This is a genomic window from Hymenobacter terricola (genome assembly GCF_017921975.2).
GTDB classification, from domain to species: Bacteria; Bacteroidota; Bacteroidia; order Cytophagales; family Hymenobacteraceae; genus Hymenobacter; species Hymenobacter terricola.
In genome coordinates this window covers 1-17,683 of record NZ_JAGEMO020000097.1, presented here as the reverse complement: position 1 = coordinate 17,683, position 17,683 = coordinate 1, and the positions used below count along the sequence as shown (strand labels likewise).

19 protein-coding genes are annotated in these 17,683 nt (G+C 60.5%); 6 read left to right on the top strand and 13 right to left on the bottom strand.

Annotated elements, in window-relative coordinates; translation table 11 throughout:
• Nucleotides 1-33: 33 nt before the first annotated feature.
• From J4G38_RS25195 to J4G38_RS25160, 8 genes are all read right to left on the bottom strand, one after another.
• On the bottom strand, nucleotides 34-903 hold the full coding sequence (locus J4G38_RS25195; RefSeq protein WP_210521706.1) for an IS3 family transposase: 870 nt from the start codon (nucleotides 901-903) through the stop codon (nucleotides 34-36).
• Complete coding sequence (locus J4G38_RS25190) at nucleotides 900-1,202, bottom strand: transposase (protein ID WP_210521686.1); 303 nt, start codon at nucleotides 1,200-1,202, stop codon at nucleotides 900-902. The genes J4G38_RS25195 and J4G38_RS25190 overlap by 4 nt, the downstream gene beginning before the upstream one ends.
• Nucleotides 1,203-1,383: 181 nt before the next feature.
• On the bottom strand, nucleotides 1,384-2,049 hold the full coding sequence (locus J4G38_RS25185; protein WP_226163850.1) for a nucleotidyl transferase AbiEii/AbiGii toxin family protein: 666 nt from the start codon (nucleotides 2,047-2,049) through the stop codon (nucleotides 1,384-1,386).
• A 22-nt stretch (nucleotides 2,050-2,071) separates the two neighbouring features.
• The gene (locus J4G38_RS25180) at nucleotides 2,072-2,452 is read right to left on the bottom strand and encodes a hypothetical protein (RefSeq protein ID WP_210521688.1); all 381 of its coding nucleotides are present in this window, start codon (nucleotides 2,450-2,452) and stop codon (nucleotides 2,072-2,074) included.
• 511 nt (nucleotides 2,453-2,963) lie between these two features.
• Nucleotides 2,964-3,233: a hypothetical protein gene (locus J4G38_RS25175; RefSeq protein ID WP_210521689.1), complete on the bottom strand. Its 270-nt coding sequence runs from the start codon at nucleotides 3,231-3,233 to the stop codon at nucleotides 2,964-2,966.
• On the bottom strand, nucleotides 3,230-4,021 hold the full coding sequence (locus J4G38_RS25170; RefSeq protein ID WP_210521690.1) for a ParA family protein: 792 nt from the start codon (nucleotides 4,019-4,021) through the stop codon (nucleotides 3,230-3,232). Before J4G38_RS25170 ends, J4G38_RS25175 begins: the two co-directional genes overlap by 4 nt.
• A 479-nt stretch (nucleotides 4,022-4,500) precedes the next feature.
• Entirely contained in the window at nucleotides 4,501-5,430 is a 930-nt protein-coding gene (locus J4G38_RS25165; protein ID WP_210521691.1) for a replication initiation protein, read from the bottom strand.
• Between the two features lie 1,017 nt (nucleotides 5,431-6,447).
• On the bottom strand, nucleotides 6,448-6,879 hold the full coding sequence (locus J4G38_RS25160) for a hypothetical protein (RefSeq protein WP_210521692.1): 432 nt from the start codon (nucleotides 6,877-6,879) through the stop codon (nucleotides 6,448-6,450).
• A 375-nt stretch (nucleotides 6,880-7,254) separates the two neighbouring features.
• Between J4G38_RS25160 and J4G38_RS25155 the strand changes: the two genes are divergently transcribed.
• Complete coding sequence (locus J4G38_RS25155) at nucleotides 7,255-8,748, top strand: transposase (RefSeq protein ID WP_210521693.1); 1,494 nt, start codon at nucleotides 7,255-7,257, stop codon at nucleotides 8,746-8,748.
• 103 nt (nucleotides 8,749-8,851) lie between these two features.
• A complete protein-coding gene (locus J4G38_RS25150) occupies nucleotides 8,852-9,283 on the top strand; it encodes a hypothetical protein (protein WP_210521694.1) in 432 nt (143 codons plus the stop codon).
• 549 nt (nucleotides 9,284-9,832) lie between these two features.
• On the opposite strand, the gene J4G38_RS25145 is transcribed toward J4G38_RS25150, so the two are convergent.
• From J4G38_RS25145 to J4G38_RS25125, 5 genes are all read right to left on the bottom strand, one after another.
• Entirely contained in the window at nucleotides 9,833-10,297 is a 465-nt protein-coding gene (locus J4G38_RS25145) for a hypothetical protein (RefSeq protein WP_226163844.1), read from the bottom strand.
• Nucleotides 10,298-10,381: 84 nt separating this feature from the next.
• Nucleotides 10,382-10,894 carry an META domain-containing protein gene (locus J4G38_RS25140; RefSeq protein ID WP_210521696.1) on the bottom strand — a complete coding sequence of 171 codons (513 nt, stop codon included), beginning with the start codon at nucleotides 10,892-10,894 and terminating at the stop codon, nucleotides 10,382-10,384.
• A 40-nt stretch (nucleotides 10,895-10,934) separates the two neighbouring features.
• Entirely contained in the window at nucleotides 10,935-11,759 is an 825-nt protein-coding gene (locus tag J4G38_RS25135; RefSeq protein WP_210521697.1) for an META domain-containing protein, read from the bottom strand.
• A gap of 75 nt (nucleotides 11,760-11,834) precedes the next feature.
• On the bottom strand, nucleotides 11,835-12,107 hold the full coding sequence (locus J4G38_RS25130; RefSeq protein WP_210521698.1) for a hypothetical protein: 273 nt from the start codon (nucleotides 12,105-12,107) through the stop codon (nucleotides 11,835-11,837).
• A gap of 151 nt (nucleotides 12,108-12,258) precedes the next feature.
• Nucleotides 12,259-13,503, bottom strand: coding sequence for an AraC family transcriptional regulator (locus J4G38_RS25125; protein ID WP_210521699.1), 1,245 nt, complete (start codon nucleotides 13,501-13,503; stop codon nucleotides 12,259-12,261).
• 512 nt (nucleotides 13,504-14,015) lie between these two features.
• Between J4G38_RS25125 and J4G38_RS25120 the strand changes: the two genes are divergently transcribed.
• The 4 genes from J4G38_RS25120 to J4G38_RS25105 form a co-directional block, all read left to right on the top strand.
• Nucleotides 14,016-14,486, top strand: a complete 471-nt coding sequence (locus J4G38_RS25120; protein ID WP_210521700.1) for a hypothetical protein — start codon at nucleotides 14,016-14,018, stop codon at nucleotides 14,484-14,486.
• Nucleotides 14,487-14,617: 131 nt separating this feature from the next.
• Nucleotides 14,618-16,159, top strand: a complete 1,542-nt coding sequence (locus J4G38_RS25115) for a carboxylesterase/lipase family protein (protein WP_210521701.1) — start codon at nucleotides 14,618-14,620, stop codon at nucleotides 16,157-16,159.
• Nucleotides 16,160-16,271: 112 nt separating this feature from the next.
• On the top strand, nucleotides 16,272-16,802 hold the full coding sequence (locus J4G38_RS25110; RefSeq protein WP_210521702.1) for a hypothetical protein: 531 nt from the start codon (nucleotides 16,272-16,274) through the stop codon (nucleotides 16,800-16,802).
• Between the two features lie 72 nt (nucleotides 16,803-16,874).
• Nucleotides 16,875-17,683, top strand: an 809-nt coding sequence (locus J4G38_RS25105) for a mechanosensitive ion channel family protein (RefSeq protein ID WP_210521703.1), incomplete at its 3' end; no start/stop codon positions are given.

Sequence of the window (17,683 nt, the reverse complement as noted above, 5' to 3'; positions counted from 1 at the left end):
AACTGGGGTGGTCCAGTGTAAACGGACAGTGAGCTAAGGTAGGGTGGATTTGAGGTCCTGTTCAAATTGATGGGGCGAGCGGTAGCCGAGGGCGGAGTGGCGCCGGTCCAGATTGAAATAGGTGTCGAGGTAGTAAGCCACTTCCAGGCGGGCTTCTTCGAGGGAGGCAAAGGCAGTACCGGGGGGCAGCAGTTCGGTTTTGAGCGTGCTCCAGCCGGCTTCGGCTTGCGCATTGTCGTACGGGTTGCCCGGCCGGCTGAAGCTGGGCACGGCCTTGGCCCGGTCGATGCGAGCGCGACAGGCCGCACTGGTGTACTGGCTGCCGCGGTCGGCATGGATGATGAGCCCCGGCGCGGGCTGGCGTAGCGTCAGGGCTTGTTCCAGCGCGTGTAGCACCAGTTCGGTCGGCATTTGGGCGGCCAAGTGCCAGCCCACGACCCGCCGGGAGCAAGCGTCGCGCCACGTGGCCAGGTAGCACCAGCGCCCGCCCACCAGGGGCAAGTACGTGATATCCCCGACCCACACCTGGTTCGGGGCGGTGGGGGCCGGCTGGCCCAGCAGCCGGTTCTCCGCCACCACGGCGGCTGGGTCAGCCACCGTGGTGCGTGGGCGCTGCGGCCGGGTGCTCAGGGCGCGTAAGCCCGCTCGGTGCAGCCATGAGCGCAGGGCGTAACGGCCCACGACGTGCCCCTCGGCCCGTAATTCGGCCCGCAGGCGGCGCGTGCCGTAGCGGGCGGCATGACGCGTAAACGCCTGCTGGGCAGCCGAGAGCCAAGGTGCCGGAACCGCGGCGGGCCGCTGCCGCCACTGGTAATAGCCGGCCGTACTCACGGCCAACAAGCGACAAAGTACCTGCACGGGCCACGGCTCCGTGCAGTCCTGGATGAACTGGTAGCGGCTCATGACTGAGGGGGCTGGGAGAAGATGGTCACGACTTTTTTTAAAATATCGCGCTCCATTTCCACGCGCTTGAGCGCGGCCCGCAGCTGCTTGATTTCGTCGCGCTCCGCGCTGCTGGGCACGGCGGCTTCCAGGGCCTGGCGTTGCCAACGCCCTAGCAAGGCCGGCGAAATGCCCTGGGCACGGGCTACGTCGCTTTGCCGGGCACCGGCCGCTACTTGGCGCACGCACTCGGCTTTAAAAGCCGGCGTGTATTTCTTGCGAGTGGAGGGACCTCCTCCGGAATTTGATTTTTCAGTCATGAGCAGCGGAAGTTAAGACTTCTCGCTGTCCGTTTTACCTAGACCACCTCAAACAACGTCTCGAATGCAGGGAAAAAGCACGTTCGCTATCACGCTTCCTTCACTCCTTATGGACCCTCCGGTGATATGGCGATATCGCGTACTTCAATGGGGCCCATCGCACCTACGGATGTCAGCCTTATTAACTATTCAATAACTGGCGCAAGCGACGTTCCACTTCATACTTTCGTTCATAGCCCGAACCTGGTGCTAGCACTCCTTCGATTACTTCCAGCAATTCAGGACGAGCCAGCAACGCGGTTAACTCCTGGCTGACGTACCCGCGCAGTGCCGGGTCTGCCGCGGCTACTTCAGTGGGCAGAAGCGGGCGGTTGTCCACCACGTGCACAATGTCTTCCAAGTCCTGGCTGGTCAATAAATCCTGCCAGCCCCGGTTGCGAAGGGCCACGAGCTTCGTAGCCAAAAAGTAAGGGGGGCTTAAAATGCGGATGCTGGTGTCGTCCGGCAGCACGTAGGGGATTGCCAGGGCAAAGCCATCAGGGTACCACGGATTACTGATTCCCACAATGTCCGGCTCGGTGGGAATGATGTCGACGATTAAGCCCGTAGGTAGTTTCCAGCGACCAATAAAGGCGGCCTCCGTATCGTTGACAAAGCCCAAGCCGCGCAGTTCTTCTTCCATTCGGTGAAACGCGCTCCGTGGCGTGACTTCCACGATACAGTCCACATCTTCCGTTGTGCGCGGTTCGGGCGTGGCGTTCGCAGCCGCGCTGTATAAGTTCACCGTTGCGCCGCCCACGAAGACGACCCGATCCCGCAACGGGCCGAGGGCGTGTGCTACCGCCATCAAACGCGGGAGGTTGCGGGAGCTATTCGGCGTCATGCACGGGGTAAATGGGCAAATAGTCGTTGAGCAGTTTGCTCGCCACCGCGCGTTCCCGTGGGCGGCCCAGGCGCAACGCGTCCACCAACGCCAATACCTCATGTAGCCGGTCGTCTCGGCGGGCAGCGTCCGGCACTCCGGCGTATAATGGGTCAATAGCGGTGCCCCAGGTGTCGCCCTCTGCGTCGGGCCACACATAAGCGGGCTCAGTGCCGAAGGTCTGGCTGAGCGGCAACGCACTGGCCCCCGTGGCCACGCCGCGGGAAAACGGTCCGGGACGAACAGCGAATATGTAAGGCAGTCCGTGTAGCAGCAAATCGCGTAATGCGGGGCCCTGCACGGCGAAGCGCTGCGGATCGGCAGACAATAAGCGGCTGTGCCGGCAACGGGCCAATGAATCAGAAACCTCCGACGTGCTCAGATCCAAGGCCTGTGCTAACTCTTTGCCCTGCCACTGCAGGCGCGACCCATTAACGGCCAACTTTAGTAGTAGCACAATGTCTTGTGGACGCAACCCGTTAAATTTTCGCATAATATTGATCAATCCGCAATCCATGGATTGCGGATTGCAAAGGTAATTGCCCGAAAATCTATTTTGGAAGTGGGGAACGAAGTTTAGTAAAACTGCCAATGCAAACGTTTACCAAACGCACGTTTATTAAACGTTATAAACCCTTAATCTAGGCAGAGTGCGCAGATCCAAAGACGGATTTTGATGACAAAGCAGTTTCCAAAATTGCATTTGTGACTATCTAGCTGTATGCCTGCTTTTACGGGATATGCACTTTACTAGCATAGCATTCACCAAGAGTCAGTAACTAGTCTTTTACCATCTTCAAGAAGCATCGGTCGGTTATTTCCCCGTCCTCCCCCACTGCCTATTCCTCGGGAATGGGACGCAGTACCTCAGGGTCTTGGCGGGCAAAGAATTCACTTAGAGCCCGGTCAAGTAAATGACGCTCGTTACGCCGGCTCCAGAAAGCCATCCGACTAAGCTGTTCCTTGTGGGTAACGGTAATGCGCTGGCCGAAAGGGACCAGCTTCTCCCCTGCTTCCGGCGTTGGAGTAGCAGCCGGAGTAACAGCAACTGATGGAGTGACAACCGACTGCATCAGCATATCGGCCATGCTTTGCGTGGGCTTTCTCATAGAGCTTGTAGAATGGCGTTGGTGAGAGATTGATAATCCTGCGCAGCGCGGCTATTGGGTTCGTAGGCGCACACGCTCTGTTGCATGGCCTGTGACATCGGCACGGCCATATCCTTGCGAATGTGAGGCAATAGGGCATCGTCGCCGTAAATGCGGCGCGTGGCCTCGACCGTGCCGTGGTTGAGCGCACCGCGTTGGTTGGGGTGGTAGGCCGTGAAAAAGATGCCAGCCAAGGCAAGCTTTTCGTTCAGGTTGTCCCGCACGACCCCGGCAGCCCGTACCATGTCGTGCAGGCCGTCGAAGGCTAGCTGCTCGGCTTGGCATGGAATCGCATATACGTCGGCAGCAGTCAGGGCCAAGCTGGTCAGGTCACCTAACGAAGGAGGACAGTCAATTACCACATAGGCGTAACCGCTGAGTTGCGGCAGCAGTCGGCGCAGCAGGCCGTGGTAGCCGGGAATCCGTTGCAGGCGCGATTCCTGACTCAATAGTTGAATCGACGCAGGCAGTAGGTCTAGGCCGTCCTGTTTAGTTTCGACAATGATTTCCTCCAAGGTGCTCTCCCCTAGCAGAACCGAAAGCAGTGTAGGTCCTCGATAGCCGCGCTGGTGCAAAACAGCAGTAAGGTTGCCTGCCTGCGGGTCAAGGTCCAGTGCTAGCACGGCGTGCCCTTGACGGACTAGTTCACCGGCAATCGCCGCCGCAGAGGCAGTTTTCCCAACTCCTCCCTTATTGTTCGCAATAGCGATAACCAGCGGGCGTGGCGGTGATGTTGCGGAAGCTTGCATACTTGTCGTGTTTTACTGCGCTAGCAATGCTAGCAGTTCTTTTATTTATTGCGTTGCAAGGTATGCTATATAAGCTATTCAAACTAACAGCAAATCGATAAATCACAAATTTGCTAGCAGGAATATCATTGCAAGCATTTCTATTATCGGCTATAATAGTGCTATTCCACCTTGTTTGGCAACTTTTTGCAACGGATAAGCTACCATTGCTAGCAGTGCAATAATCACTAATGCTGCTAGTGCTTATTACACTGCTAGCAATGGTAGCAACAGAAAAATGAAAATAATCACAGATATTATATATTAAAGTGAGCGCATCATACGAAATCGGGCAAACCACTCTGTGCTCAGTAACTCGCAGGGGAGGAGTCTGCCAATGATGTTACTAGTCCAGAGTTAAAGCAATACTAGCCACGGTAAAAGGGTAATAGTGGAAGGTAATCCCAGAATTTATGGTGGCGTTGGTAAATCCTTGCCAGCTAGCGTAGACCCTGCATTTTGAGGAACAGGCCACCAGGATTCTTAGTCGCCTTGATTTTATCCGTTTTAAGCTTGTAAATAAATGCGAACAGCGCATCGACGTGTTTAGGCGTTTGCAAAATGTCCTGCACTAGCTTGGGGTCAGCAATGCCGAGCGTATCCAAGTGCTTGCGGGCCAACTGCACCTTGGCGTCATTACCATCCAACTCGAATGGAATGGGGAGTTGCTGGGGAATCTGCGTATTGACGTAGAACTTGATGCTTTGGTAGGAGCGACCTTTTTTGAGCAACTCATATTTGACGCGTAGGTCGGTGTGCTCGTTGATTTGGTTGGTAGCTACGTCAAGTACGTACTTCTGTAGCGAAGAAACCTGCGCGTATTGCTCTGGCTCCTTGCCCGTAGGGTCTTTGAGCTTGAGCATGCCTTTAAACTCATCAAGTGAATATGTCTTAGTTTCCCCGATGTCCTTCCACTGCGAGGCCAACTGGTATATGCGCTTGGCATATTTGCTGCTCAGACTGAAAGCAGCCTGCAGCCGGTAGGACGTGAAATTGCTTTTCAGGTCAATGAGATAGGGACGCATGCGCTCGGATATCTCCAACTCAATGGTGCCCTCGCCCTTGCGGTACAGCGCCGATGCCAGTAAGCTAACTTGTAGCAGTGTATTCCCTGTCTCGATGTGGTAAACCCGGCTGTTAAGATTTTCGGTGGATTCCAGCAACTGCTTATAGTTCCAAGTGCGGCCCGTCATTGTCATCAGTTCCTGCACCCGGATTTCATAGATAGTGCCGGCCTTATCCTGCTTTGTGAGCTTGGAAAGCAGTGAGAAGACGATGTCCATCTCGCAGGCACTCATTTCGTAACGGGCCGTCGTCAGCGCATTGTGCTGCCGGATTTCTATCGGAACGGTGGATTCAGGCGCGGCCATACTTAGCTATCGTAGTGATACCAAGCAAACATACAGCTTAAATCCCAAACTAATAGAGTTAAATATCGAATCTATCAATAAGCGCAACTGATGTATCTCAAGCGGCTTATAAAAGCTATTAGTTTACGGAGTGCGCATCGTTGACATGACTTATAAAATCTATTAGTTAGGCTTATAAAAGCTATTAGTTCGTAGCAAGCTAGTCGCGAGCTGGCAGAGCAACGGCTCGCCGGCGGCTTATAAAACCTATTAGTTCGTCAGCAAATGGGCTTATGATAGGATTGTTATTAGGCTCTATTAGTTAGCTTATGAAACCTATTAGTTAGGCTTATGAAACCTATTCTTTCACTTATGAAACCTATTCTTCCGCTTATGAAACCTATTCTTTCACTTATGAAACCTATTACTAAAGCCGCGTAAGTTACTAGTGTATAAAAAGTTGCGTGCGCTGCAAATACCTTAAATACTTAAAATACTCACAAGCTTGTTGAAGCTAAAGTATAAAAAGCTTATAAAATGAGTATTTCGGACGATGGGCGAACGAAAACAACAAAAAAAGGGAGTTCAAACAAGCACAAACGCGATTGCATTTTTTAAATATTTTTTTACCTTTTTCTACTAGATTAACTTATGATTTGCTTCAGGTATCGTATTGAGCAGCAACTCCACTGCTTATTAATAGTTTTTATAACTCATCCCAAACGCTCTGGGCATTCATTCCGACCTTTATAGAAGTAGCCGCCATTACCCTTATAAAGGCATGCGTCACCAGAAATAGCGCTCTTAAGGCTTCTAAAAGCTGTTTTCTAGCCAATCGCCGCATAGACGGTTGGTTTTTTAACGCGAAGTAATAGCTTTTATAAGTCAAAAGTCTGCCTCGTACCACCAGGGGCGAGTTGTTGACGCGGCCTCGGTGGCCACAATGAGATTTTTCGATAGCCGTTTCGCTCTAAAAGTCCCTGTCTTGTTTTACATAACTCCGCTTCTCGGACTTCCCCGGCGGCGCAGGGGAGGGGCTTACCCTTCGCTACGGGACCCCCCGCCACGGGGGGCGCGTCCCGGCTTCGCTGGGGACGCACCGGCTGCGCGTTGGGCCATGGCCACGCTCACGGCCTCCACGATCAAGGACTCGATGTCGGCCCGGGACGGGCGCTGGGCCAGTTCGTGCTGCGCGGCCCGCAGCTGGGTGGCCAGCCCCGCGGCCCGCGCCTCGGCGGCCGTCAAGGCTGCCCGGGCGGTGTCCATCTTGCCCTGGAGCCGGCTCACCCGCTGCCGACCGTTTTCGTCGAGGATGGGACGCACCGCCGCCCCTCGGGCCTGCACCAGGGCCATGGCGTACTTGCTGGCGCTCGCATGGCCCGCACGGGTGGCGTCGGCCGTCAACGCGTCGTAGTCAGCGGCGTGAAAATTCAGCGTGATACGGCTGCGGGGATCTTTCAGGTAAGGCATAAGGAAAGGGGAGGGGAGCCATACGGCCAGGTGGTGGCACCCGGATGGTACGGGTGACACCACCCAATGTTGCGCCCGGGTTTGGGTGACACCACCTGCTATAACGGGTGACACCACCCGGCTTAATTTTTATAATTGGGTTAAAACCGGCCTATAACCGGGTGACACCACCCAGTTATAACTCCATAATGGCCTCAAATCAGCTGTTTTTACCCGCTATTTTAGGTTATTTTGTGGTGTAAACGCTTGATTAGCTATGCAAATACGTTGTAAACGTTACTTTCGAGATGCACGCGTATAAACCACCGTGGCTGTTGCAGAAGCCGGATTCGTAGCGGGAAGAGGCAAGGCAAGCAGGCATTTCCCGACCAAGAAGTGGTCCGCTTCCGGCTCAGTGAGCGGGTACCGCGCCATAACCTGTACCGCCGGCTGGCCGAACGGGTGGACTGGACGTTCCTGTACGAGGAGCCCCGGGGCCTGTACAGCCACACGGGGCAGCCCTCGCTCGACCCGGTGGTCTTTTTCAAGCTCGTGCCGGTGGGCCGCTTAGAAAACCTGGTCAGCGACCGCCGCCTCGTGGAGCCCTGCGCCCTGCGCCTGGACATCTTGTCTTTCCTGGGCTGCGAGGTGGAGGAAGCACTGCCCTGGCACTCGCCCGTGAGCCGCCCCCGCCAACTCTTGCCGGCCGCCGTCTTTGAGCGCCTCTTCGACCACGTCTTTGCCCCGTGCGTGGCCCGGGGCCTGGTGGCGGGCGAGCGGCAGGCGGTGGATTCGGCCCCCGTCAAGGCCAATGCGTCGTTGGAAACGGTGCTGGAAAAGGGGGCGACGGGTCCCGGAAGTCCATTGCTGGCCCCGGATGAGGCGGCTGCCGTGCCGGCGGTGTCCGTGGTGACGGCCCCGGCCCACCAATTGCGTAACCTGGCGGCGCATCAGGCCCGGCTTGCCGCCCACTCCGGCGTCCCCGGTTCGCCGCACGAAAAAGCCCGCCTGCTCAGCAACAAGACCCACTACAGCCCGACCGACCCCGACGCGCGCATTTCCCTCAAGCCCGGCAAAGCCCGGGCCCTGAATTACCGCTGCGGCTTGGCCCTGGACACCGCAAACGGCGTTATCAGCCACGTGCAGGCCGATTTTGCCGACCGCCGCGACCGCCGGCACCCACCCCGGCTGCTCACCGGCCTGCAGCGCCGACTGCGGGTCCACGCGTTGCGTTTGCGCCACCTGCTGGCCGACGCAGGCTACGCCAATGGCGCGAATTACGCCCTGCTCGAAGCCCGGCACATCACGGCCTGGACACCCGTGTTTGGCCCGTACAAGGCCGCAATGGCCGGCTTTGCCCACGACGCGCCCACGGAGGCCCACACCTGCGCGGCGGGCAAGGTCCTGCCCTTTCGCAAGTACGCCGCCGCCGCCGGCACCTGGCTCAAAATCTATTGGGCCACCCGCCGGGACTGCCAGCCGTGCCCGTTGAAGCCCACCTGCGTGCCCGGAGCCACGCGCAACCAACTCCCCCGCACCCTCTACGCTGCCCCGTACCGCCGGGCGTGGCAGCGCCAGCAAAGCCGCCGGGGCCAGCGCCTGCGTCGGGTCCGACAGCGCACGGTCGAGCCCGTGTTTGGGAATCTGCTGCACCACTACGGCCTGCGGCGCATGAACGTGCGCGGCCAGGCCGGAGCACACAAGACGATGCTGCTCACGGCCGTCGCCCACAACCCCAACAAGCTGCTTCAGGACCGCCCGCAACGGCAGCTGAGCCTGGCCGTGGCCTTGCCCGGGCCATTATTAGCGGCCAATAGGCGCTCCTGGCCGCGTCACAGACGCCCCGAAGCACCCACCCGGGCAATCCAGAAGCGGCTACTCAGAAAGTGAACCTCACAAACCGAGTTCTGCAACAGCCACCACCCTTTCAGTGAACTAATGGAGCGGAGAACATTTGCTACAGCCGTATTTTGCAAGGGACCGCCCTTTTCCGATGACTAGTCGAGATTTACGCAACACCTTGCTCTCCGCTGTAGCGGCTGACCTACTTCCTTTCGGCTTTGTGCTGAACCGTGCGTTGGCCGAGTTCACCCAGCGGCCCCCCGATGGATGGAACAAATTTCAACTGGTGTTTTTGTGGCGCAATCCGCAGTGGGAAATCAAGGTAGGGCTGCTAATTCGCTTCCACCTCGTCGAACAGATTTACCACCAGGCGTCATTCTACGAGCCCCGCTACCACCGCACGACCCCAACCATTGGCATTCCGTTGGAGAAGCTACTCCTTAAGGGACAAGCGTTATCGGGCACCTTAGGCACGGACACGGATATCTCCCCCTGTCAGAAGTGGATAATGCAGTGTTTCACCTACCAAGCGCTCCCTTTTTTTCCCGCTACCACTCGCTTTCTACCTTGGAACAAGAGGTAAATGCAGCGCCGGGCACGAGCCTCTTTTCGGGCCCCAAGTACGAAGGCAGCGTGGGGAGAGCATCAAAAAGTGTGGGGCAATGCTGTATTCCAGTCGTTCTAGGGGTCCTTCTAGGCGGAAACGGAGCAGACAGCCACTTAACTCGAAACTGGATTGCCCCACACTTTTTGATGCTCTCTGACGCAAGAGCGTACTTGCCAAAAGCAACGGGGCAAGCTACACGTCAGCGACCATTGTACAGGCCGGCTCATCGTGTCCACCCCCACCTGGGCATAGTCAGCTCCCCGGCCATCGGCGGGGCTTACTGCCACCTCACGATGGCGGATACCGGCGGGGCCACGCTCAGCAGTCCGCTCAAGGTCGGCGGCACGCTTACGGGAAGGCGGCGGGGCGCTCAGGTTGCACCGAGCATGTGACTGGTTGCGGCGTGGCAGCAGTACTACCTGGTCAGTGAAACAGGCCATGGCTTGTCTTGGCTTGCGCGGCAGTCCTGCTGGCGATGAGCGACTTGGTTGCTGCGGTGAACTACTGTTGCCGCCAGTTGCGCGGTCAACGCTGCGGCGAGCAGGCGACTTTGCGCAACACGTACTCATAGCCCTGCGCGGGATTCGCCAAAACCCATTTGCCGCCTTTTTCGGTGCGGGCACCCTCCCGCCAGCGCAGCGAGTCGCCAGCCAGCGTAAACGTCACCTCATGCACCTGCGTCTGGCCCTCGCCCACCCGCTGCCAGTCGGCCACGATTTGCTGGCCGGCCAGCGTGCCCTGCAAGGAGCCGCGGGCGCGGTCTTTTTCGGCGGGCAGCACGGCCAACTCGCCCGTCACGGTTGCACCGCTGATGAGCAGGCGCACCATTGTGGTGTCACGCCCCACTACCTGCCGGTAGCACATCTGCTGCGCCTGCACCTGAGTGGCCGGGGCTGGCGGGGTAGCACCTGGTTCGGCTGGCGCAGTAGTCGTGGGAGCCGACCGATTATCGCAGCCGCTGAACATCAGGGCCAGCAGGACCGCCGCCACAGCTGAACGGTTTAAGGAATGGGTTGTCATCTTAATGTCAGAAATAATGGGTGTTGAGAAACCTACAGCTGCCGCCTCGGCAGCTTATTTATCAGCGTTCGGCGGGGCAGCGCGAAACCGGGCCACGACGGCCGTACCGTCGCGCAGCTCCAGGGCCGCATCGGTCACGTAGTAGGTCTTCACAGTGCCCAGGGCCTGCACGAAGCGGGTTTCGGCGGCGGCGGCCGGCTCGGGGCACATCATGCGGGTGGTCGCCAGCGGCGAAAACTTCATCTGACCGGTACCGGTCAGCTCAAAGGTGCCGGTCAGGCGGTTGCAGCCGGTGGCACCGCTCAGGCGGCTGGGCGGGAAGAAGAGCAGGTGCGCCTCGCGGGCGTCGCCGGTGGACGTCACGGGCTGGCCGGCAGCTTCGGTCAGGGTCCAGCGGTGCGCGAACAGCTTCTCGCTGCCCCCACCCGGCGGCTCGGCCGGGGTAGCAGCGGGCGCCACGGCTGGGCTGTCAGGCACTGTTGGTGTCGCCGCAGTGGCGGCCGGCCGGGTTGGCTGGCAGGCGGCGGCCAACAGCGCGGCACCCAGCAGCAGGGGTTTGGTTAGCATGGGGATGGGGAAATGGGAGTATGCTGAATGGGGTAGCGCGTCAATCCACTTTCTTAAATACCAGCCGGTTGGCTCGGTTTTCTAACGTCAGCCGGCGGTTTTCGAGCCGGTAGGTAAAGGCATTCCCGGAAAGAGCGCCCAGGAATTTGCGCTCGAAGGCCAGGGCCGGGCAGGCCAGCATCGTGCCGCGCAGGGTGCCAAACTTCAGGCCGGCCCGCTCCGGCGTCAGCGAGCCGCCGAAGCCGTTGCAGCCGGCAAAGCCCAGGGCTTCCTCACGGGTTAGGTTCAATTCCAGATACGGCTTGTCCTTGGCAAATTGCGCAGCGTCCATGGCCTGCCCATCAATGGATTCGAGGGCCCAGATGTCGTGCAGCCGGTAGTCGCCGAGGTAGCGCCCGCAGCCGGCAAACTCGCGGGTGGCCGGCTGGGCGGCCGTCCGGGCCTGTACCGTGACGGTGTAGGGCAGCACCTCACCCGACATATTGTTCGGGCAGGGGCGTTGCGCGATGGTCACGGTCAGCTCCCCGGCCGCCGTCAGGGCCCGGTAGCGCAGCACCGCTGCATCCGCAGCCTGGTTGGGGGCCGGCAGGGGCACAATCAGGGAGTCGGCACCAGCTACGGTGCGAAAGCGCATCTTACCCTGATTGGTCAGCTCCAGCGACCAGAACGGCTCGCTGCCCATCGCCACGAAGTCCACACCGCGGCGGCGCTGGGCATCCCAACGGCTGGTGGGCTCGGCTTTTACCGCCCCCGCAGGCCCGCTCTCGGTTGGGCTGGCGGCCGGGGGCAATACCCGCTCCGGCCGGGCCGAGGTGCAGGCAGTGGCGAGCAGGCTCAGGGCAATTAAAAGCGCGTAAGGATTCATAAATCGGCTTTTAGGAGCGTGTCGCTGTGATGTTCCGGGCTGCCGTTGCCAGCCGGGCTGCCGGCTGCACTCAGACTAGCTCAGCAAACCAGCCAGGTCAATCTGGTCGAGGTAGGGCTGCAAATAGACGGGGTCGTGGAAGGCGCGCAGGATTTCAAAATCGGATGGATTAGGGAAGTGGATTTCCACGAAAAAGGCGCCCACCTGATACACGCGCACCAGGCCCACCGCGCCCGCCGGCCGGGCCGCCAGGTAGTAGCCCTGCTCCCAAACGTAGGTGAGCTGCGCGGACGGCGGCAGCTCATTGAATGCCGCAAGGGCGCGCCTGCTTTCGTCCGCTGTTGCCATTTGCCGCAGCCCTGGGGTAAAGGCCGGCCGCAAACGTAGGCCACTCATCGGACGCGGGCAAGCCCGGCCTGGCCCAATTGCGTTACACATTCTAATATGTAACAGCAAAGGCCGAAGCCACCCGTTCTATTACTTAGCAAAAAGCTCTTAATCAATGAGAAGAGGCGACCTGGGCCAGGTACTCGGAGGGGGTGCAGCCAGTGAGCTTCGTGAAGGCACGGAAGAACGTGGTGCGGTTGCTGAAGCCCGCTTCCAGGGCCAGGCCCTCCAGCGTCAGCTGCCGCCACTCGGGCCGGCCCAGGCGCGCCTTCACGTACTCGACCCGGTAGCGGTTGAGGAAGTCGCTGAAGTTCATCGCGTATTCCTGGTTGATGAGGGCCGATAGGTGGTGCGGCGGGATGCCGGTTTCGGCCCCCAGGTCCTTGATGCCGTAGCCTTTGCACAAAAACGGCTGCTGCTCCTGCATGTGGGCCTCCAGGCGGGCGCGGTAGGCCTGCTTGCGCTCGTCGCTCAGCGAGTAGGCGCGCGCCAGGTCTTCCTTCTTGTCGGCGGTGGGTGGCTCGATGGCCGCAGCTGCCGCTTCGTCGGCCACCTCCACGGCCGCAGGGGCTGCCGTGACCGGGTTGCGCATTCCGTACAGAATTTGGGGCTGAAAGAACAGCAGCGTGGAGGCCACCAGCAGATAGCTGCCCAGCGCGCCGACGGCGAAAATGGTCACGTAGGTGCCGTCCAGCGGCAGCAGCATCGCCAGCAGCACGGGCGGATAGAGGAGCAGATTAAGGAACGTAAACACGCGCAGCCAGCGCAGCAGGGACTCGTTTTCGGGGCGGTGGGCGGCGGGTGTCCGCCGGCCGAACCGCCACAGTAGCCGCCCCTGCATCAGTCCGTAAGCGGTGCCGAGTCCGAACTTGAGCACCGGATGATAGTAGGCCGGCAGCAGGCCTTCCTGCTGCTTGGTGACGCCCGCCACGTCCACTAGCAGCAGCTGCAGGTAGTGGTACTTATAGGCGGCGCTGTGCAGCAAAAACGGCAGCAGTTCCAGCGTATGCAGCCCGAAGGGCACGAAAAACAGCCAGTCGAAGCGGCGAAACCGGACTTCCTGATAGAGCACCGCGCGCACGTAGAGGTAGGCGCAGGGCGCCACCAGGTAATGCAGGGGCATGTTTACCCGGAACAGGTGCGGCACCAGGAAAATGGCGTGGTTGATGAGCAGCGCGCTGGTGAGCGCAAACAGGGCCACGCCGAACAGCGACACGCTCAGCAGGCGGCTGGCGTGGCGCTGCACCGTGTTGACGAACGCCAGAATCACGCTCACGAGCAGGCCCACGAAGGCGCTCAAAAACATGAACACCGTGAGCAGCTCGGCGTAGGGCATGGAGGGTAGAGCAGGTATCATGCGGGTAGCGCGTTAAGACCGGCAGTAGTTCGACTACCTATACTGCTAGCATACAAGTGCTGCACGGGCCGGAGGGCCAGCCGTGGGCGAAGGCGGAGCGAACGATGCCCCGGTCTGATACTATTATATAGCTACAAGAGTGTAATAGTGAAAGTTTTGAAGAGCCGGCTCTATCCGGATTCAATCAAAGTAGAAGCGCTTTCTGCTCGTTACCGCTCTAAATGCCCTCCCCCGGAAGGCGAGGCTATGAGATATTATTATGAAAATCAACTAGTTAAAAACTTGTATTTATTTACACAGGGTGCTGTTATGTCACATTTTACAATGTGTAACAGGCTAAGGCGGTCCGGGCTTGGTGCCAGGAAATGACTCCGCTACTATTGCAGTCAGAAGCGGCTGGCCGGGCGGGCGCCACCAACCTCCCCAGCCAAACGGCCCGCGTGCCAAGCCTTCCCTCGCGCTCCATTCCGCAACTGGCCTCCTCTTGGCGGCCTCAACTCCCCCCCCTTCCTATGCGTAAACGACTCACCCAATTGGGCCTGGTGCCGCTGGTTTTTCTGTTGCTGGGGTGGGCCTCGCCCGCTGCCGCGCAGGTGTCATCGCCTCGCGGGCTACTGCGCGACTCGCTGTCGCGGGTCTATGACGCCCGCACGATTTATGGCTATGGCGATAAGTACATCATGGCCGGCCGGCAGCTGCCGTTTCGCAAGCTGAAGACGGAGTTTACCGCCGGGGTGACGAGCGACCTGTATCAGCAAGGCCGGCACGACCGGGCCATAAGCCGCCTGCTGGGCGTGGGGGCCGTGGCGGCGCTGGTGGGAAGCGCGGTGCTTCGCAAAAACGAGCAGTTCGGCGGCATTGCCTTGCTGGTGGTCGGCGTCGGCCTCAACCTGGGCAGCCTGCGCTTCAATAAAAAGTCGACCGAGCTGGTGGACCGGGCCTTGTGGCTGCGCAACAAGGACGTCTTGTTCGGCAGCCGCTGACGCGGGTTTTGGTCTGCGGGCCCCCAGTTCCTGCCACTAGCTGCCCCGATGGGGCTCATCCAGCATTCAACATCCAGCTTCCCGGCACCATGCAAAGATTATCGACACTACTCTTCCTCCTGGGCTTGCTGATGGCCCGTACTCCCTCAGCCATGGCGCAGGCCGACGACGGCAGTCTGGTGGCGACTACGGAGGCGGGCCAGGTCCGGGGGCAGCGCGTGGGGAATGTGCTCGTCTTCAAAAGCATCCCCTATGCTGCCCCGCCCGTGGGGGCGCTGCGCTTTGCCGCCCCGGCCCCGCACCAGCCCTGGTCGGGCGTGCGCGACGCCACCACGGGCGGCCCGACCGCACCGTTTAACCGCCCGCCGGCCGGGGCGATTGATGACCAGGCCATTTTCGGAGCGGGCTGGGTGAAAGGCGATGATTTCCTGACCACCAACATCTGGACGCCCGCTTTAACCGGCCCCGCCCGGCCGGTGCTGGTGTTCATCCACGGCGGAGCTTTCGTACTGGGGACCAGCGACGTGCCGCTCTACGACGGCACGGCCTTCGCCCAGAAGGGGGCTGTGCTGGTCACGCTCAACTACCGGCTGGGCATCGAGGGCTTTCTGAAAATCAAGGGCGTGCCGTCCAACCTAGGCATCCGCGACCAGCTGGCGGCCCTGCGCTGGGTGCAGGCCAACATTGGCCGCTTCGGGGGCGACCCGGCCAACGTGACCATCTTCGGCGAGTCGGCCGGGGGCATGAGCGTGGCCACGCTGCTGGGCAGTCCGGCCGCGAAGGGCCTGTTTCGGCGGGCCATCATGATGAGTGGCTCGGGCCAGGCGGCGCTCAGCGGCGAGCAGGCCGACCGCATCGCGGCCAAGTACGCCAAGGTGCTGCGCATCAAGAACACCCCCGAGGCGTACCGCCGCTTCACGCCCGAGCAGCTCCTGGAGGCGCAGCAAAAAGTCACGCCCAAAATGGTGAAGCTCGATACCGACACCTACGCCGACCCCGGCTCGGGCACCGTGCTGTATTTTCCGGTGATTGACGGCGACATCGTGCCCGCCATGCCCCTAGCAAGCGTGCAGCAGGGCGCCAGCAGCGGCATCGACGTACTGGTGGGCTACAATTCCGACGAGGCCAATTATTTTCTGGTGCCGTCCGGGCTGTTGAAAAAAATCAAGTCCAACTTCGTCCTGACCCTGGCCGCGAAGCGGCTCCACCCCGCGCCGGCGTCCCTGGTTACCGTGTACAAGCAGGCCTACCCCACCAAGAACCTGGGCGAGCTGCTGTCCGCCATGGCCACGGCCTACCAGTTTCAGGTGCCCTCCGTGCGGCTGGCCGATGCCCACGCCCGCCAGCCCGGCCGCACCTACATGTACGAGTTTGCCTGGCCCTCCTCGGTGGCCGCCAGCACCTACGGGGCCTACCACGGGCTGGGGCTGCCCTTCGTGTTCAACCAGCGCGCCCTGGTGACGGGGCCGCGCGGCATGCTGGGCCCCAGTGGCGGCCCCGCCGAGCTGGCCGAAAAGATGCAGGACGCCTGGGTGGAGTTTGCCAAAACCGGCAGCCCCGGCTGGGCGCCCTACACGCCCGCCGAGCGCCAAACCATGCTGCTCAACACCACTTCGGAACTTCAGACCAATCCGCACGCCAAGGAAATCCGGGCCTGGGAAGGCGTGCGCTGAGGCAAGGAAGGGGACGGCGCTGAGTTGGCCCAGACTGCTGCAAAGGCGTTGATTAGTAATATTTTTCTCAACCAATCACCGCCGGCCACCGCTGGCTTATTCGTTCTTGCCAATGAAACGGTCTCTCTTCCTTTGCACGCTGCTGAGCGCGCTCCTGGCTTCCCGGCCCGGCGTGGCGCAAGTAGTGGTGCAGCCCACGCGGCCCCAGCCCTACCCCTCGCAGCCGCAGCCACCCCGGCCGCCCATCCAACCCGTGCGCCCGCAGCCGCAGCCCGTGATTCAGCCCGTGCGCCCGCAACCGCCCCGCCCGCCCGTTAGCAGCTGGATTCCCATTGCCACGATTGCCATGCGGCAGCCCACCGGACATGCCGGCGCAGGGCTGAGTGGGGCCGCCCAGAGCTTCCGCTACCTCAAGCTCCGGGTCAACAACCGGTCCCTGACCCTGGACCACCTGCTGGTGAGCTTCGACGCCGGGCCGGCCGTTAGCCTGCCGCTGCGCTACCGCCTGCTGGCGGGCCGCGACAGCGCCCCGCTCAGCCTGCAACGCCTGAACGGCCGCCGCATTCGCCGCGTCGACCTCTGGTATAGCAGCGACGCCGGACTATTCTATCCGGTCAGCGTGACCATCCTCGGCTTGCGCTAGCCTTTTCGTCCGGTGTCCCGGCCCTTCCCCCCGGCAATTTTGCCAAACGCGCTTTTACTTCTTTTTACGCCAATGGAACGACTTTCAACTTATTCTGAGCAATTGCAAGCCCTGGTTTTACTCTGCCTGCCGCGCGTGGCCATGGCCGTGTTGGTGCTGGTCGTGGGCTGGTGGGTTATCCGGCAGGTGAGCCGCCTGGCGTCGCGGGCGATGGCGGGCTTGGACGTGTCGCTGCGCGGCTTTCTGACGAGCATGGTGAGCGTAGTGCTCAAGGTGCTGCTGCTTATCAGCGTGGCGGGCATGGTCGGGCTGCAAACCACTTCGTTCGTGGCCGTGCTCGGGGCGGCGGGGCTGGCCGTGGGTTTGGCCTTGCAGGGCACGCTGGCCAACTTCGCCGGCGGAGTGCTCATCCTAATGTTTAAGCCCTTCGAGCCCGGCGACCTGGTTGTGACGCAGGGTCAGACCGGCGTGGTGAAGGCCATTCACATCTTCAACACCATCCTGACCACGCCCCAGGGCGACACCATCATTCTGCCCAACGGCGCTTTGTCGAATAGCATCCTGGTCAATAAAACCGCTGAAAAACAGGTGCTGGTCGAGGTGCTGCTGGACGTGGAGGGCCAAACCAACCTCACCGAGCTGCGTGCCCTGGCCCTGCCGCTGCTCGCGGGCCATCCGCAGGTGCTGCTCAACCCAGCCCCCAGCCTGGGCATCGTGGCCCTGGTGCCCGGCGGCATGAGCATCGCCTTCCGGGCCTACACCCTGCCCCAGGACAACGCGGCGGTGTACGGCACGCTCATCGAGCAGCTTCAGGGCGTGCTACAGCAGCATCATATTGGGGCCCCGGTCAAGAAGCAGAAAAAAGAGAAGAAGTCGGCGTA

What these genes read in the sequence shown, in the direction of transcription:
- J4G38_RS25195 (WP_210521706.1), bottom strand. Translation starts at nt 903, where the DNA reads ATGAGCCGCTACCAGTTCATCCAGGACTGCACGGAGCCGTGGCCCGTG.
- J4G38_RS25190 (WP_210521686.1), bottom strand. Translation starts at nt 1,202, where the DNA reads ATGACTGAAAAATCAAATTCCGGAGGAGGTCCCTCCACTCGCAAGAAA.
- J4G38_RS25185 (WP_226163850.1), bottom strand. Translation starts at nt 2,049, where the DNA reads ATGGCGGTAGCACACGCCCTCGGCCCGTTGCGGGATCGGGTCGTCTTC.
- J4G38_RS25175 (WP_210521689.1), bottom strand. Translation starts at nt 3,233, where the DNA reads ATGAGAAAGCCCACGCAAAGCATGGCCGATATGCTGATGCAGTCGGTT.
- J4G38_RS25170 (WP_210521690.1), bottom strand. Translation starts at nt 4,021, where the DNA reads ATGCAAGCTTCCGCAACATCACCGCCACGCCCGCTGGTTATCGCTATT.
- J4G38_RS25165 (WP_210521691.1), bottom strand. Translation starts at nt 5,430, where the DNA reads ATGGCCGCGCCTGAATCCACCGTTCCGATAGAAATCCGGCAGCACAAT.
- J4G38_RS25160 (WP_210521692.1), bottom strand. Translation starts at nt 6,879, where the DNA reads ATGCCTTACCTGAAAGATCCCCGCAGCCGTATCACGCTGAATTTTCAC.
- J4G38_RS25150 (WP_210521694.1), top strand. Translation starts at nt 8,852, where the DNA reads ATGACTAGTCGAGATTTACGCAACACCTTGCTCTCCGCTGTAGCGGCT.
- J4G38_RS25140 (WP_210521696.1), bottom strand. Translation starts at nt 10,894, where the DNA reads ATGCTAACCAAACCCCTGCTGCTGGGTGCCGCGCTGTTGGCCGCCGCC.
- J4G38_RS25135 (WP_210521697.1), bottom strand. Translation starts at nt 11,759, where the DNA reads ATGAATCCTTACGCGCTTTTAATTGCCCTGAGCCTGCTCGCCACTGCC.
- J4G38_RS25130 (WP_210521698.1), bottom strand. Translation starts at nt 12,107, where the DNA reads ATGGCAACAGCGGACGAAAGCAGGCGCGCCCTTGCGGCATTCAATGAG.
- J4G38_RS25125 (WP_210521699.1), bottom strand. Translation starts at nt 13,503, where the DNA reads ATGATACCTGCTCTACCCTCCATGCCCTACGCCGAGCTGCTCACGGTG.
- J4G38_RS25120 (WP_210521700.1), top strand. Translation starts at nt 14,016, where the DNA reads ATGCGTAAACGACTCACCCAATTGGGCCTGGTGCCGCTGGTTTTTCTG.
- J4G38_RS25115 (WP_210521701.1), top strand. Translation starts at nt 14,618, where the DNA reads ATGGCCCGTACTCCCTCAGCCATGGCGCAGGCCGACGACGGCAGTCTG.
- J4G38_RS25110 (WP_210521702.1), top strand. Translation starts at nt 16,272, where the DNA reads ATGAAACGGTCTCTCTTCCTTTGCACGCTGCTGAGCGCGCTCCTGGCT.